Annotated in this window: 10 protein-coding genes and 1 pseudogene; 9 read left to right on the top strand and 2 right to left on the bottom strand. The window is 69.7% G+C overall.

Going from position 1 to position 13549, the window contains the following annotated elements:
• Positions 1–48: 48 nt before the first annotated feature.
• Complete coding sequence (locus ACTWP9_RS21860) at positions 49–498, bottom strand: metallopeptidase family protein (RefSeq protein ID WP_443247918.1); 450 nt, start codon at positions 496–498, stop codon at positions 49–51.
• A 289-nt stretch (positions 499–787) separates the two neighbouring features.
• Here ACTWP9_RS21860 and ACTWP9_RS21855 point away from each other — a divergent pair, with 289 nt between their 5' ends.
• The 6 genes from ACTWP9_RS21855 (at position 788) to ACTWP9_RS21830 (ending at position 6696) form a co-directional block, all read left to right on the top strand.
• Positions 788–1234, top strand: coding sequence for a DUF3499 domain-containing protein (locus ACTWP9_RS21855; RefSeq protein ID WP_443247917.1), 447 nt, complete (start codon positions 788–790; stop codon positions 1232–1234).
• Positions 1235–1319: 85 nt separating this feature from the next.
• Entirely contained in the window at positions 1320–2705 is a 1386-nt protein-coding gene (locus ACTWP9_RS21850) for a phosphomannomutase/phosphoglucomutase (RefSeq protein ID WP_443247916.1), read from the top strand.
• 109 nt (positions 2706–2814) lie between these two features.
• Positions 2815–2988 (top strand): Trm112 family protein, encoded by a 174-nt coding sequence (locus ACTWP9_RS21845; RefSeq protein WP_078514689.1) that lies wholly within the window; start codon positions 2815–2817, stop codon positions 2986–2988.
• A gap of 92 nt (positions 2989–3080) precedes the next feature.
• On the top strand, positions 3081–4379 hold the full coding sequence (locus ACTWP9_RS21840) for an SIS domain-containing protein (RefSeq protein WP_443247915.1): 1299 nt from the start codon (positions 3081–3083) through the stop codon (positions 4377–4379).
• A 98-nt stretch (positions 4380–4477) separates the two neighbouring features.
• Positions 4478–5689 (top strand): mannose-6-phosphate isomerase, class I, encoded by a 1212-nt coding sequence (manA, locus tag ACTWP9_RS21835; protein ID WP_443247914.1) that lies wholly within the window; start codon positions 4478–4480, stop codon positions 5687–5689.
• 38 nt (positions 5690–5727) lie between these two features.
• Positions 5728–6696, top strand: coding sequence for a cation diffusion facilitator family transporter (locus tag ACTWP9_RS21830; protein ID WP_443247913.1), 969 nt, complete (start codon positions 5728–5730; stop codon positions 6694–6696).
• Between the two features lie 82 nt (positions 6697–6778).
• Here the strand turns inward: ACTWP9_RS21830 and ACTWP9_RS21825 are convergent, their stop codons facing one another.
• The gene (locus ACTWP9_RS21825) at positions 6779–8878 is read right to left on the bottom strand and encodes a fructose-specific PTS transporter subunit EIIC (protein WP_443247912.1); all 2100 of its coding nucleotides are present in this window, start codon (positions 8876–8878) and stop codon (positions 6779–6781) included.
• A 396-nt stretch (positions 8879–9274) separates the two neighbouring features.
• Here ACTWP9_RS21825 and ahcY point away from each other — a divergent pair, with 396 nt between their 5' ends.
• The 3 genes and pseudogenes from ahcY to ACTWP9_RS21810 form a co-directional block, all read left to right on the top strand.
• Entirely contained in the window at positions 9275–10735 is a 1461-nt protein-coding gene (gene ahcY / locus ACTWP9_RS21820) for an adenosylhomocysteinase (RefSeq protein WP_443247911.1), read from the top strand.
• A gap of 139 nt (positions 10736–10874) precedes the next feature.
• Complete coding sequence (locus ACTWP9_RS21815) at positions 10875–11489, top strand: hypothetical protein (RefSeq protein ID WP_443247910.1); 615 nt, start codon at positions 10875–10877, stop codon at positions 11487–11489.
• A 916-nt stretch (positions 11490–12405) separates the two neighbouring features.
• Positions 12406–13220, top strand: a pseudogene (locus tag ACTWP9_RS21810) (stage II sporulation protein M); the annotation flags it as partial.
• Between the last annotated feature and the right edge of the window lie 329 nt (positions 13221–13549).

The following is a 13549-nucleotide window of genomic DNA, read 5'->3' as shown; positions in this document are numbered from 1 at the left end:
CTCGGGCGCACGGCTGAGCGGCAGTGGGCACAGGGAAGGGCAGGACCGTCAGTCCTGCCCGTACCGAGGGTCGACCGACTCCGGTGCGAGGCCCAGCAGTTCGGCCACCTGTTCCACCACGACCTCGTGCACGAGAAGAGCCCGCTCGTCCCTGGTCCGGCTGCGGATCTCCACCGGGCGCCGGAAGACGATCACCCGGTCCGGGCGCCCGCCCACGCCCTCGGTGACCCGCCCGAGCGGCACGGCGTCGTCGCCCTCGCGCACCTCGCCGTTGTCCGACCGCGGCACCTCCTGGACGGCGAACTCGACGCCGGCCAGCTGCGGCCAGTGCCGCTCCAGGCGGACCACCGAGTCACGCACCAGGTCGTCGAACGCCTCTGCCCGGCTGATGGCGAGGGGCACTTGGGGAGGTGCGATGGGGCCGCGCATGCCACGGCCGTGGCGGTCTCGGCGGCGCGGCCGGGAATCGGCCCGGCGCGGCGGTACGGGGCTGTCCATCACCTCCGAGCCTAGCCCGCCGCAGGTCCCACGCGGGGCACGACGGGCGCGTGCGGAGCATCTCCCGCATATCGCCGCATGAAGACTATTCGCCCTTTCTGTCGTTTTGATCGCCTTTTTGGAGGGAACAGAGCATGGGAAATGACCGTAATCGGGCGAATGGTGAACGCTTCGCGAGGCGAACCTGATCGCGAGCCCTCGGCCAGGGGGCGCTCACCCGGTCGTCGTGCGCGCCTTTCAGCAGATCAGGCGTTTCCGGCGAACGCGGACGACACGGCAGGGTGACGTCATGGAGAGTCGTCGCAGCCCGCTCAAGAGTGCGGTACGGTCCAACGTCGTGAGCCCTGTACGTCGCTGTTCGCGCACCGCTTGCGGTCGTCCCGCCGTCGCGACGCTGACGTACGTCTACGCGGACTCCACCGCCGTCCTGGGCCCCCTCGCCACCTACGCCGAGCCGCACTGCTACGACCTGTGCGCCGAGCACTCCGAGCGGCTCACGGCACCCCGCGGCTGGGAGGTGGTCAGGCTCGCCGTCGACACGGCGGCGGCCCGCCCCAGCAGTGACGACCTGGAAGCCCTCGCCAACGCCGTTCGGGAGGCCGCCCGGACGCCGCGACACGAGCCGCAGGACCCCGCCCCCAAGGACCGGCTCAGCGGACCGCACGGACGCGACGCCGACCCGATGGAGGTCGCCCGGCGCGGCCATCTGAGGGTCCTGCGGTCCCCGGAGTCGTAGCACACCGTGCTGCCTGGCGGCGGCCCTCACCCGCGCGGGTAGATTTGGGGCCGTTGCCGACCGACGACCCCAGGAGAGGCTGGCCGTGGCTGATCTGTCTCAGATCGTTAAGGCGTACGACGTGCGCGGTGTGGTGCCGGACCAGTGGGACGAGACGACAGCGGAGCTCTTCGGCGCCGCGTTCGTCCACGTCACCCGGGCCTCCGCCATCGTCGTCGGACACGACATGCGGCCCTCCTCTCCCGGTCTCGTCCGGGCATTCGGAAAGGGCGCGGCCGGCCAGGGCGCCGACGTCACCGAGATCGGCCTGTGCTCCACCGACGAGCTCTACTTCGCCAGCGGCAAACTCGGCCTGCCCGGTGCGATGTTCACGGCCAGCCACAACCCCGCCCAGTACAACGGCATCAAGATGTGCCGCGCCGGCGCGACACCGGTGGGCGAGGAGACCGGACTTGCCGAGATCCGCTCCCTGGCGGAGCAGTGGTCCGCCGCGGGCGGCGCGCCTGCCTCCGACAAGCCCCAAGGCACCGTCACCGAACGGGACATGCTCGAGGAGTACGCGGCACACCTGCACTCCCTGGTCGACCTGTCGGACACCCGCACCCTCAAGGTCGTGGTCGACGCGGGCAACGGGATGGGCGGCCTCACCGTCCCCTTCGTGCTTGCCGGGCTGCCGGTCGAACTGCATGAGATGTACTTCGAGCTGGACGGCACCTTCCCCAACCACGAGGCCAACCCGCTCGATCCGAAGAACCTGGTCGACCTCCAGCACAAGGTGCGCGAGGTCGGCGCCGACCTCGGCCTGGCCTTCGACGGCGACGCCGACCGCTGCTTCGTGGTGGACGAGAACGGCGACCCGGTCTCCCCGTCCGCGATCACAGCGCTGGTCGCCTCCCGCGAGCTGGCCAAGGAGCCAGGCTCCACCGTGATCCACAACCTGATCACCTCCTGGTCCGTCCCGGAGGTCATCAGGGAGAGCGGCGGCCTGCCCGTCCGTACCCGGGTCGGCCACTCCTTCATCAAGCAGGAGATGGCCAGGACCGGGGCGATCTTCGGCGGGGAGCACTCGGCGCACTACTACTTCCGCGACTTCTGGAACGCCGACACCGGCATGCTCGCGGCCCTGCACGTGCTGGCCGCGCTCGGCGGGCAGGAGGGCCCGCTCTCCCAGCTCGTCGCCCGCTACGACCGCTACGCCGCCTCCGGCGAGATCAACAGCACCGTCCAGGACCAGTTCAACCGCACAGCAGCCGTCAAGGCGGCCTTCGCCGGCCGCGAGGGCGTCACCATCGACGAGCTGGACGGACTCACCGTCACCGGCGTCAACTGGTGGTTCAACCTCCGCCCCTCCAACACCGAACCGCTGCTGCGGCTGAACGTGGAGGCCCGTGACACCGCCACCGTCGAGCGCATCCGCGACGAGGTGCTGGCCATCGTCCGGGCAGAGGGCGAAACCACCTCCGCGGTCTGACAGCAGCGCCGGTACCGTCGGCCGCCCCCGGCGGTACCCTGACCGCACAAGCCAGCACACAGCTGCACAGTCAGCCCACAGCTGCCGCGCACCGCACCTGGAGGAACACATGCCGCTCGAAGCCGGACTCCTTGAGATCCTCGCCTGTCCGGCGTGCCACGCGCCGCTGCGCGAGGAGGGCGACGAACTGCTGTGCACCGGGGGCGCCGAGTGCGGCCTGGTGTATCCGGTGCGCGACGGCATCCCGGTGCTCCTGGTGGACGAGGCCCGCCGCCCCGCCTGACCCGGCGCACAGCTGAGTTCCGGCGCTACGGCCGGGACGCCCAGCAGGCACCCGTATGCGCAGCACCGGAAGCCGATCGGAGGCCACGGAAGATGCTCGACGAGACGCTCCTCGACGCCCCCGAGGCTCTCGCCCGCGCCGACGTACGCGGTCTGCTGCGCGGCGCCGCACAGGCCGGAGCACGCGTCCGTACGGGGCTGCGCCAGGCCACCGAGGCAGGTCTGGACAAGCTCAAGCCGGAGGGCCGTCCCCGCGCGCTCCTGGTCGCAGGACCGGGGCCGGCCACCGCGTGTGTCACCGACCTGCTCGGCGCCCTCACCAACGGCGCCGTACCCGTCACCAGACTGCGCCCCTCCGGCGCCCATGCGGCCACCGGGGCACTGCGCTGGCCGCTGCCCGGCTGGGCGGGCCCGGTGGATCTCCTGCTGCTCGTCACTCCGGACGGCACCGAACCCGGCCTCATGGCCCTGGTCGACCAGGCGTACCGCCGCGGCTGCACCGTCGTCGCCGTCACCCCGCAGGGCGCGCCGCTTGCCGACGCGCTGGGTGAGACCCGGGGCCTCGCGGTGCCGCTGGCGCCCGGCCCGTACGAGGTGTACGCCTCGCCGGACGTCCCCGAGCACCCGCTGGACGCGGAAGTTGCAGGCGGGCCGCTCGGCGGGAACGGCCCGAACGGTGGCAGCGACCAGAACGGCGAGACCGAGCGGGACGGCCAGGACAGCGACCGCGGGTCGCGACGAACCCCCGCTACGCTGGCCGGCCAGCCCGTCGGCGCCCCCGGCACGTTCTGGGCGCTGCTGACTCCGCTGCTGCTCCTGACCGACCGTCTCGGGCTCACCCAGACCGGACCGTCAGCCGTTACGGCGATCGCCGACCGGCTGGACGAGATCGCGGAACGCTGCGGCCCCGCCATCCCGCCCTACAGCAACCCCGGTAAGACCCTGGCCGTCGAACTGTCGGGTGCGGTGCCGCTGCTGTGGAGCGAGGGCGGCATCGCGGGCGCCGCTGCGCGCCACTGGTCCGCCGTCCTCGCCGCGCTCTGCGGCCGGCCGGCCCTCGCGGCCGAACTGCCCGAGGCCATGACCGCGCACGGCGCACTGCTGTCGGGTCCTTTCACGCCGGGCTGCGACCCGGACGACTTCTTCCGCGACCGGGTCGAGGAACCGGAGACGACCCGCGCCCGTGTCGTCCTGCTGCGTGAGGAACCACCCGGAAGCGAGTCCGCGACCGTGGCCGCCCGCGATCTGGCCTACGCGCACGAGGCGGCACTCAGTGAGCTGGAACCGGCCGAAGGCAGCAGCCCGCTGGAGGCGGCGGCCGAGCTGATCGCCACCGCCGATTTCTCCGCCGTTTACCTCACGCTCGCCGACAGCGACTCCCCTTGGGCGTGACCGAGCACCGGCCGCCCCCTACCCGACCTCCCGCAGCCCGAACGGACATCCGCACCCCGCACGGACTCCTCCGAGCACGACAGGAAACAGCACACCTCATGGACCGTCTGGAGAACACCGTCAGGCCGTACGCCTGGGGTTCCACCACCGCCCTCCCGGAACTGCTCGGCGAGAAGCCCACCGGTCAGCCCCAGGCCGAGCTGTGGATGGGTGCCCACCCAGGTGCACCCTCCCGCATCGACCGGGGCACCGGACCGCTCCCGCTGTCGGAGGCGATCGCCTCCGACCCGGAGCGCGAACTGGGCGTCCCGGCAGTGCGCACGTTCGGGCCCCGGCTGCCGTTCCTGCTGAAGCTGCTCGCAGCCGCGGCCCCGCTCTCCCTCCAGGTGCATCCCGACAGCACGCAGGCGGTCCAGGGGTACGCCGATGAGGAGGCACGCGGCATCCCGCTGGACGCCCCGGAGCGCAACTACAAGGACGACAGCCACAAGCCCGAACTCATCTGCGCCCTCACCCCGTTCGAGGGACTGTGCGGTTTCCGGCATCCCCAGGAGGCCGCGGCGCTGCTGGAGGGCCTCGGCGTGAACGGCCTGAAGCCGTACGTCGACATCCTGCGGGCCCGCCCCGAGAGCGAGGCGCTGCGCGAGGTCCTGACGGCCCTTCTGACGGCCGACAAGGACGCGATGGCCGCCACGGTCGCCGAAGCCGCCGAGGCGGCCCACGAGCGCCCTGAGTACGCCGTGTACGCAGACCTCGCGCACCACTACCCGGGCGACCCCGGAGTGCTCGCCGCGATGCTCCTCAACCACGTCGTCCTGCGCCCGGGCGAAGCGCTGTTCCTCGCCGCCGGAGTTCCGCACGCCTACCTCAGCGGCCTCGGCGTCGAGATCATGGCCAGCTCCGACAACGTGCTGCGCTGCGGCTTGACGCCCAAACATGTGGATGTGCCCGAACTGCTGCGTATCGTCCGCTTCGAGCCGACGGAACCCGGCATCCTGCGCCCCGAGGCGGACGACGCGGGCGGCGAGGAGGTCTATGAGACGCCCGTCGGAGAGTTCCGGCTCTCCCGCTTTGTCCTCGTCCCCGGCGCCCGTCCGCACACCCTGCACGCGCCTGCCCCGCAGATCCTGCTGTGCACCGCGGGAGCGGTCGTACTGCACGCAGGTGAGGACAACGTGCAGGATGACGCCAGAGAGGGCGGCGGCGAAGAACTCAGCCTCGGCCCCGGGCAGTCCGCGTACGTTTCGGCAGGGGAGCCAGTACGGATCTCCGGTGACGGTACGCTCTTCCGCGCCACCGTGGCCGTCTGACCGGACGGTCGCACAGCAGTAGGAAGGACCCGGGACTCGTGAGTGCATCAGGCGGAACAAAGGCGATCGTCGCCGCGCTGGGCGCCAACCTGGCCATCGCCGTCGCCAAGTTCGTCGCGGCAGCCTTCAGCGGCTCGGCCTCGATGCTTGCGGAAGGCGTCCACTCCGTCGCCGACTCCGGAAACCAGGCGCTCCTGCTGCTCGGCGGGAAGAAGGCCAAGAAGGAAGCCAGCGAGGAGCACCCGTTCGGATACGGCCGTGAACGCTACATCTACGGCTTCCTGGTCTCCATCGTCCTGTTCACCGTCGGTGGCGTCTTCGCGCTCTACGAGGGCTACGAGAAGATCGCTCACCCACACGAAGTGGAGCACTGGTACTGGCCGGTCGGCGTCCTGGTCTTCGCCATCATCGCCGAGACCTTCTCCTTCCGTACCGCCATCCAGGAGTCCAACCAGGTCCGCGGCAAGCTCAGCTGGGGCCAGTTCGTCCGCCGCGCCAAGGCGCCGGAGCTCCCCGTCGTCCTGCTGGAGGACCTCGGCGCGCTCGTCGGCCTCTTCCTCGCCCTCGGCGGCGTCGGCCTCGCGCTGCTGACGGGCAACGGCGTCTGGGACGGCATCGGCACCATGTGCATCGGTGCGCTGCTGGTCGTCATCGCGCTGGTACTGGCGGTGGAGACCAAGTCGCTGCTGCTGGGCGAGTCCGCCGACCCGGCCGAACGGGAGAAGATCAGCGCCGCGCTCGTCGACGGCGAGACCGTCACCCGCGTCATCCACATGCGCACGCTGCACCTCGGCCCGGAGGAGCTCCTGGTGGCCGCCAAGGTGGCTGTCCAGCACGACGACACAGCCGCCCAGATCGCCCGCGCCATCGACGCCGCCGAGCACCGCATCCGCGAAGCCGTGCCGATCGCCCGGGTCATCTACCTGGAGCCGGACATCTACCGCGCCCAGGAGGCCGGTGCGGAGTCCGTCTCCGAACCGTCGGACGTGACGGGCCCGAGCGCCTGACCGCAGCCACAGCACGAGGAGGGCCCGCCCCAGGGTTTCGGGGCGGGCCCTCCTCGTGATGTGTTTCAGCTGTGCGGCTGCCTCATCGAATCTCGGCGAGCGCGTCCAGCACGGTCTCCTTGTCGGGCGCCTCCAGCAGCCGCGTACGGAACGCGGGATCCATCAGCTTGCGGGACAGCAGGGCCAGGATGCGCAGATGCTCGTCACCGGCTGCCGCCTCGGGCACCGCGATCATGAACACCAACCGTGCCTTCGTCCCGTCCAGTGCGCCCCACTCGATGCCCTCGGCCGACCGTGCGAACCCGACGACCGGTGCGGTGACCGCGTCCGTCTTGGCGTGCGGGATGGCGATCTCCTCGCCGAGCCCCGTAGTGCCCTGCTCCTCCCGGGCGAGCGCCGCCTGCACGAGCGCCGCACTGTCGGCAACCTTGCCGCTGCGCTCCAGCAGTGCGGCCATCTCCCGGATGCCGGCGTCCTTGTCGACAGCTGAGAGCTGCTCGCTGACGGTCTCCGCGGTGAGATATCCGGAGAGCACTCCGGCCGCCGCCCCGGCGGCTTCCGCGCTGCCCGGCTTACGCGTCGCTGGCGTGCCTGCTCGTACGGTGCTGTCCGTACCGTCCGTACCGTCCATGCTGCGCGTTTCGGGTGATCCGGTCCGGGAACGGCGTGCCCCGAGCGTCACCAGGCCCGCCGTGGTCAGCGCCGTGACGGCCGTACCGATCAGGACTGCCACGAAGAACATCGCCACACCGTCGATCGCGCCCAGCACCGCCACGATCGGCCCGCCGTGCGGCACGTTGTCCCCGACCGAGGCCAGCCCTGCGACACAGCTCGCGACGGCGCCACCGAGCATGTTGGCCGGGATCACCGTGGCCGGCCGGGCGGCGGCGAACGGGATGGCGCCCTCGGTGATGCCGAAGAAGCCCATGAACAGCGCCGCCAGCCCGGTCTCCCGCTCCTGGTCGGAGTAGAACTTACGGCGCAGCAGCGTCGCCAGACCCTGGCCCAGCGGCGGTACCGGAATGGCCGCCGCGCACATACCCATCACCTCGGGGCTCTTGGAGACGAGCCCAGCGCCGAACAGGAACGCGGTCTTGTTGACCGGGCCGCCCATGTCGAACGCGATCATCATCCCGAGCACCACGCCCAGCAGCGCGGCACTGGTGCCGGTCATGCTGCCGAGGAAGTCGGTGAGATTCTCGAAGACCCAGGAGATCGGCTTGCCGATGACGTAGATGAAGAACAGTCCCAGCGCGGACGTCGCCACGATCGGGATCACGATGATCGGCATGATCGGCCGCACGAACCGGGACACCGGCAGCAGCTTGATCCAGCGGACCAGATACCCGGCCAGGAACCCGGTCACGATCGCCCCGATGAAGCCCGCCCCGGACTTGGAGTCGTACAGCTCGCCCGTATTGGCGATCCAGCCGCCGATCATGCCCGGCACCAGAGCGGGGCGGTCGCCGATCGCATAGGCGATGTAGCCGGAGAGGATCGGGACCATCAGCGTGAACCCGATGGTGCCGATGTCGTTGACGTGCTTCCAGAAGCTGCCGTCGGGTATCACCAGACCGCCGTCGGCCTGCGGGTGCCCGCCGAGGGCGAGCGAGACGGCTATCAGCAGCCCGCCGACGACCACGAACGGGATCATGTATGAGACCCCGTTCATCAGCGCCTTGTAGCCGATGCTGCGCTCCCGGCTCCTGGCCCCCGTAGGACCCGACGGTGCTCCGGCGGCTCCGGTGCCGCCCGTGCCGTCTCCGGACCCTCCGCTGCCGCCCTGGCCGTCTCCGCCCCCGGCCCGGGCTGCTCCGCCCTGGTGGACGGGCGCCTGGCGTACGCGGTCGATGAGGCCGTCCGGGTCGCTGATGCCTTCCGCCACCCCGACGACCAGCACGCGCTTGCCCCCGAACCGGCTGAGGTCCACGTCCTTGTCGGCAGCGACGATGACGCCGTCCGCGGCGCTGACATCGTTGTCGGTCAAGACGTTCTCTGCCCCGATAGAGCCCTGCGTCTCCACCTTCAGGGCAATACCACGGGCCTGTGCGGCCTGGGTCAGTTTTTCCGCGGCCATATACGTATGAGCGATACCGGTGGGGCACGCCGTCACGGCAAGCAGTTTCAGCCCCGGCCCGGCCGGGGGAGCCGCTCCGTCACGGGGATCGGCAGGACTGGTCACGTGGAAACTCCTAGCTCGGCCAGTGTGTGGAGGGGTGCGTTCTCGCGCCGTTGCAGTCGCAGTCGCCGAGGCCGCAGGGTGCACCGAACCAGCCGGACGGCCCAAAAAGCAAGCGGCCGAAAACCGACCCCGAGGCGTACTTGCTGTCAGCGGCGCCCGTCCGGTCCCCTGGACGGGCGGTGTAGATTCGTAGAGCCAGACGTCGCTGCTGATGGCGGTCGGGCGGCCCGCATCGCGGGCCACCGAGGGAGAGAGGGCCTCCGACGGACTGAGCTGCGAGCAGGGGACGAGTGTGCCCGGCGACGATGTGCGCCTCCGCGCGACCGGCACCACACCGTCCCGCGCCGCAGCACGGACCAGCCAGCCTTATTTCTCGACACCGAGGAGCAGCTCGCAATGACGACGACCTCCACGACCGGCCAGGACTTCAAGGTCGCGGACCTCTCGCTGGCGGCCTTCGGCCGCAAGGAGATCACGCTGGCCGAGCATGAGATGCCCGGCCTGATGGCGATCCGCAAGGAATACGCCGCGGACCAGCCCCTGGCAGGCGCCCGCATCACCGGCTCCCTGCACATGACCGTGCAGACGGCCGTGCTGATCGAAACCCTGGTCGCTCTGGGAGCCGAGGTCCGCTGGGCCTCCTGCAACATCTTCTCCACCCAGGACCACGCCGCCGCAGCCGTCGCCGTCGGCCCCGGCGGGACCCCGGACAACCCGCAGGGCATCCCGGTCTTCGCCTGGAAGGGCGAGACCCTGGAGGAGTACTGGTGGTGCACGGAGCAGGCCCTCACCTGGCCGAACGCCACCACCGGCGGCCCGAACATGATCCTCGACGACGGCGGTGACGCCACCCTCCTCGTCCACAAGGGCGTCGAGTACGAGAAGGCCGGCGCCGCGCCCTCGGTGGACACCGCCGAGAACGACGAGCACCGCGTCATCCTCCAGCTCCTAAACCGCACTCTGAGCGAGAACCCGCAGAAGTGGACGCAGCTCTCCTCCGAGATCCGCGGCGTCACCGAGGAGACCACCACCGGCGTCCACCGCCTCTACGAGATGCACCAGGCAGGCACGCTGCTCTTCCCGGCGATCAACGTCAACGACGCCGTCACCAAGTCGAAGTTCGACAACAAGTACGGCTGCCGCCACTCCCTGATCGACGGCATCAACCGCGCCACTGACGTCCTCATCGGCGGCAAGACCGCCGTCGTCTGCGGCTACGGCGACGTCGGCAAGGGCTGCGCCGAGTCCTTGCGCGGCCAGGGCGCCCGCGTCCTGATCACCGAGATCGACCCCATCTGTGCCCTTCAGGCGGCGATGGACGGCTACCAGGTGGTGACCCTGGACGACGTCGTCGGAACCGCCGACATCTTCATCACCACCACGGGCAACAAGGACATCATCATGGCCTCGGACATGGCCAAGATGAAGCACCAGGCCATCGTCGGCAACATCGGCCACTTCGACAACGAAATCGACATGGCCGGTCTCGCCGCCATCGACGGCATCGTCAAGGACGAGGTCAAGCCGCAGGTCCACACGTGGACCTGGCCTGACGGCAAGACCATCATCGTCCTGTCCGAGGGCCGCCTGCTGAACCTGGGCAACGCCACCGGACACCCCTCGTTCGTGATGTCCAACAGCTTCGCGAACCAGACGATCGCCCAGATCGAGCTGTTCACCAAGCCCGAGTCGTACCCGACCGACGTCTACGTCCTGCCCAAGCACCTCGACGAGAAGGTCGCCCGCCTCCACCTCGAGGCACTCGGCGCCAGGCTGACCACGCTCCGCCCGGAGCAGGCGTCCTACATCGGCGTCCCGGTCGAGGGTCCGTACAAGCCGGACCACTACCGCTACTGATCCCGGCGACGATCCGCATCTGACCCTCCCGCGCCGGGTCCGGCGGTACAACCGCCGGGCAGGCCGGGAGGCAGACCGGTCCCAGGCCCCCGCCCTAGCGGGGGCCTGGGCGTCACCGCACCGACCCCGGACACCGCCCATGCCCCGCGGCCGATATTCGCTGCACGATCCGCACGACCACACCTTCCTCGGCGAAGAGCACTTCCACTGCGCCACCGGCCCCTCCGGCTGGCGCTACGTCTCCCAGCTCACCACCCCTTCGGGAGAGCACGCGGGCTCTGTCGACCTCACCCTCGACGAACTCGGCCGCCCGATCCGACTCGAACTCCACGCCGCGAACTGGCAGATCCGCGGCGCGGCACTGGACGGCGTCACCTGGGTGCGCTCCGACCCCGCGGGCGAGCAAGCCCAGGAGGGCAACGTCGCCGCTCACTCCTTCACCGGGGCATCCCCCGCATTCCTCGTCGCGACCTCACGGCTGCTGCGCCCGTCTCCCGGTGACCGGGCCACTCGCATCCGCCTCGTTGCGTTCACACCCCCCGTCCTCGCCCCCCGCACTCTCGACCAGTCCTGGGCGCTGCTGAACAGAGAAACACACGCCACTGACAACGGCCCCCTCGTCGTGGAGAACTACCAGGTCAACGACCTGGAGACGGGGGAGCAGCACGCGGTGCACATCGCCGGCGACGTCGTTCTCGCGGCCCCGGGCATCGAATTGGAAGACCTCGAGTCACCGCCGTCGACGTTCAACTGACGGCCCGGTCCTACGACGACGACACGAAGCCCGTACGCGAGGAGTCGGCCCGCTCCCGTCCCCTTCGAACTGAGGGAACTCGGATCGGAGGAAAAGGGAGGAGCCGGGGAAGAGGGGGAGTGGAAGCTGTCCCGGAGTCGAAGAAGACCCGCCGCGCTTCCCGCTGCCGATGCTCCGCCATAACCGCAACACCCGCCAGTCAGTCGGCGGCAGTGATCCCATACGGTGCCGGCGCCCCGGTCCATTCCCTGAAGTCGTTCGCCAGCTGCTCGGCCATTGAGAGACGAACAGCAGGGTCCAACTGCTCAGCCCACAACAGAAACTGCCGGACCGCGAGCCACAGCGAGTTCGGAAAGCTCGACACATCGAGCTCGGCAAACTCCCCCTCCAGCCACTGCGGGCTGCACGGTCATCTCCTCCGCCCCAGCAACGCGTTCCCGCACCACCAGCGTCCCGGCGAACACATCGCCCAGCCGCCGCCCCGATCCGACCCAGCGAGGCCGCACAGGCCATCAGCCCGAACAGCAGCTGGTTCTCCACGACCCCAGCGCCCCACGCACCAGCGCATGCCGGAACCGGATCGGCCCACCATCCTCCCGTACGACCCGCAGCCCGCCGCGATCCTCCCCAACGAGGGTCCCCCGCTGAGCGTCTCGACGGCGATCGGAACCCCGACGAGGACCAACAGAAAGAGCCCACCTGCACGTCCGCGATCGCCACCACGCTCAGAGAAGCCAAGGCCCTGAGCAGCGCGAGGGCCAAGGCGACGTAGATGACCCAGGCGAGCACCAGATCCACGCAGACCGCCAGCCCCCTGCGCGGCAGCCGCGCCGGCCGCAACCCGAGCACAACAGCGTCGCCTGTCACCAGCTCACTCAGCGCACACCCCCGGCCCCGGGCCCGTACGCCTTGTCCCCGCAGCGCGGTCACCGACACACACACCGCCTCATGGCGTAACGTCGCGCACTTCTTCGCCGCCAGCTTTCGCGCAGCTGCCTACCGCTCCCGCAACTGGTGGGTGCCGACCGCGCTCCCGTCCACCGTCCTGGCCGCGCTCATCGCATGGCGGTTGGGCACTCATCCAGAAGTCCGCGCCACCATCGGAGCCCCGGAAGGGCTGCGCGAGATGACTCGGCCAGGCGGGTCAGTACGAGACCTCTACTCAAGTCGCCCGGCCACGTCCTTCGCCGCCCAGGTCTGGACGGACAACGCCCAGGCCATCGCCATCTGCCTCGTCTTCGGAGCCCTTCTCGGTATCCCGGTGCTGGGTCTGCTACCAGAACGTCCTCAACCTCGGCGTCGGCCTTGTCCTCATGGAGTCGGCCGGCCGCCTCGACACCTTCCTCGGCCTCCTGCTCCCCCAGGTCCTCCTGCTCCCGCACGGCCTCCTCGAACTGACGGCCGTCTTCGTCGCCGCGGGGACAGGGCTTCGCTTTGGCTGGACAATCATCGATCCCGGCCCACGAAGCCGACGAACAGCACTGGCGCAGGAGGGCGTTCCGCCCTCCGCATGGCCCTCGGGCTGACCCCCGTCCTGCTGGTGTCCGAGGTCATCGAAGCCTTCGTGCCCCCGTCCGGCCTGCCAACCGGGGCACGATTTCTCATCGGTCTACTGGCAGAACTGGCCTTCCTGACCTACGTCTACGTCGTCGGCCGACGAGCGGTGAAGCTGGGCGAAACCGGTGACATCGCCGTGTCGACCGCTCCGCAGACCTGCCGACAGCCGCATGATGTGCGCGGACAGCAGGGAACCTGCTACTGTCCTCTCCGCCCCGGAAAGCCGTTGACGCGGTGTACCGAGGGCAGTAGATTCGAACAGTTGCCTAGAGTTGGACAAGCTCGGCAGCAGCAGTTAGTTTCTTCTCCGCTTCGAACCAAGAAATCCGGCGACGGAATTCTTGCGCAAGAAGCCCTCCGAACTCCAAGCAGATTCGATCTGATAGAGTCGGAAACACCGAAAGGGCAAACGTCCGGAGAAGCCGGTGAGACGGTTTCGAAGGAAGCGTCCGTTCCTTGAGAACTCAACAGCGTGCCAAAAGTCAACGCCAGATATGTTGATA

It is taken from the genome of Streptomyces sp. 3N207, assembly GCF_052246355.1.
Classification (GTDB): domain Bacteria; phylum Actinomycetota; class Actinomycetes; order Streptomycetales; family Streptomycetaceae; genus Streptomyces.
This window is presented reverse-complemented; position numbering and strand designations above follow the sequence as displayed.

Bases quoted from the DNA above. Each gene is read 5' to 3' on its own strand.
- ACTWP9_RS21860 (WP_443247918.1), bottom strand. From the start codon at position 498: ATGGACAGCCCCGTACCGCCGCGCCGGGCCGATTCCCGGCCGCGCCGC.
- ahcY (WP_443247911.1), top strand. From the start codon at position 9,275: ATGACGACGACCTCCACGACCGGCCAGGACTTCAAGGTCGCGGACCTC.
- ACTWP9_RS21845 (WP_078514689.1), top strand. From the start codon at position 2,815: ATGCCGCTCGAAGCCGGACTCCTTGAGATCCTCGCCTGTCCGGCGTGC.
- manA (WP_443247914.1), top strand. From the start codon at position 4,478: ATGGACCGTCTGGAGAACACCGTCAGGCCGTACGCCTGGGGTTCCACC.
- ACTWP9_RS21855 (WP_443247917.1), top strand. From the start codon at position 788: ATGGAGAGTCGTCGCAGCCCGCTCAAGAGTGCGGTACGGTCCAACGTC.
- ACTWP9_RS21840 (WP_443247915.1), top strand. From the start codon at position 3,081: ATGCTCGACGAGACGCTCCTCGACGCCCCCGAGGCTCTCGCCCGCGCC.
- ACTWP9_RS21815 (WP_443247910.1), top strand. From the start codon at position 10,875: ATGCCCCGCGGCCGATATTCGCTGCACGATCCGCACGACCACACCTTC.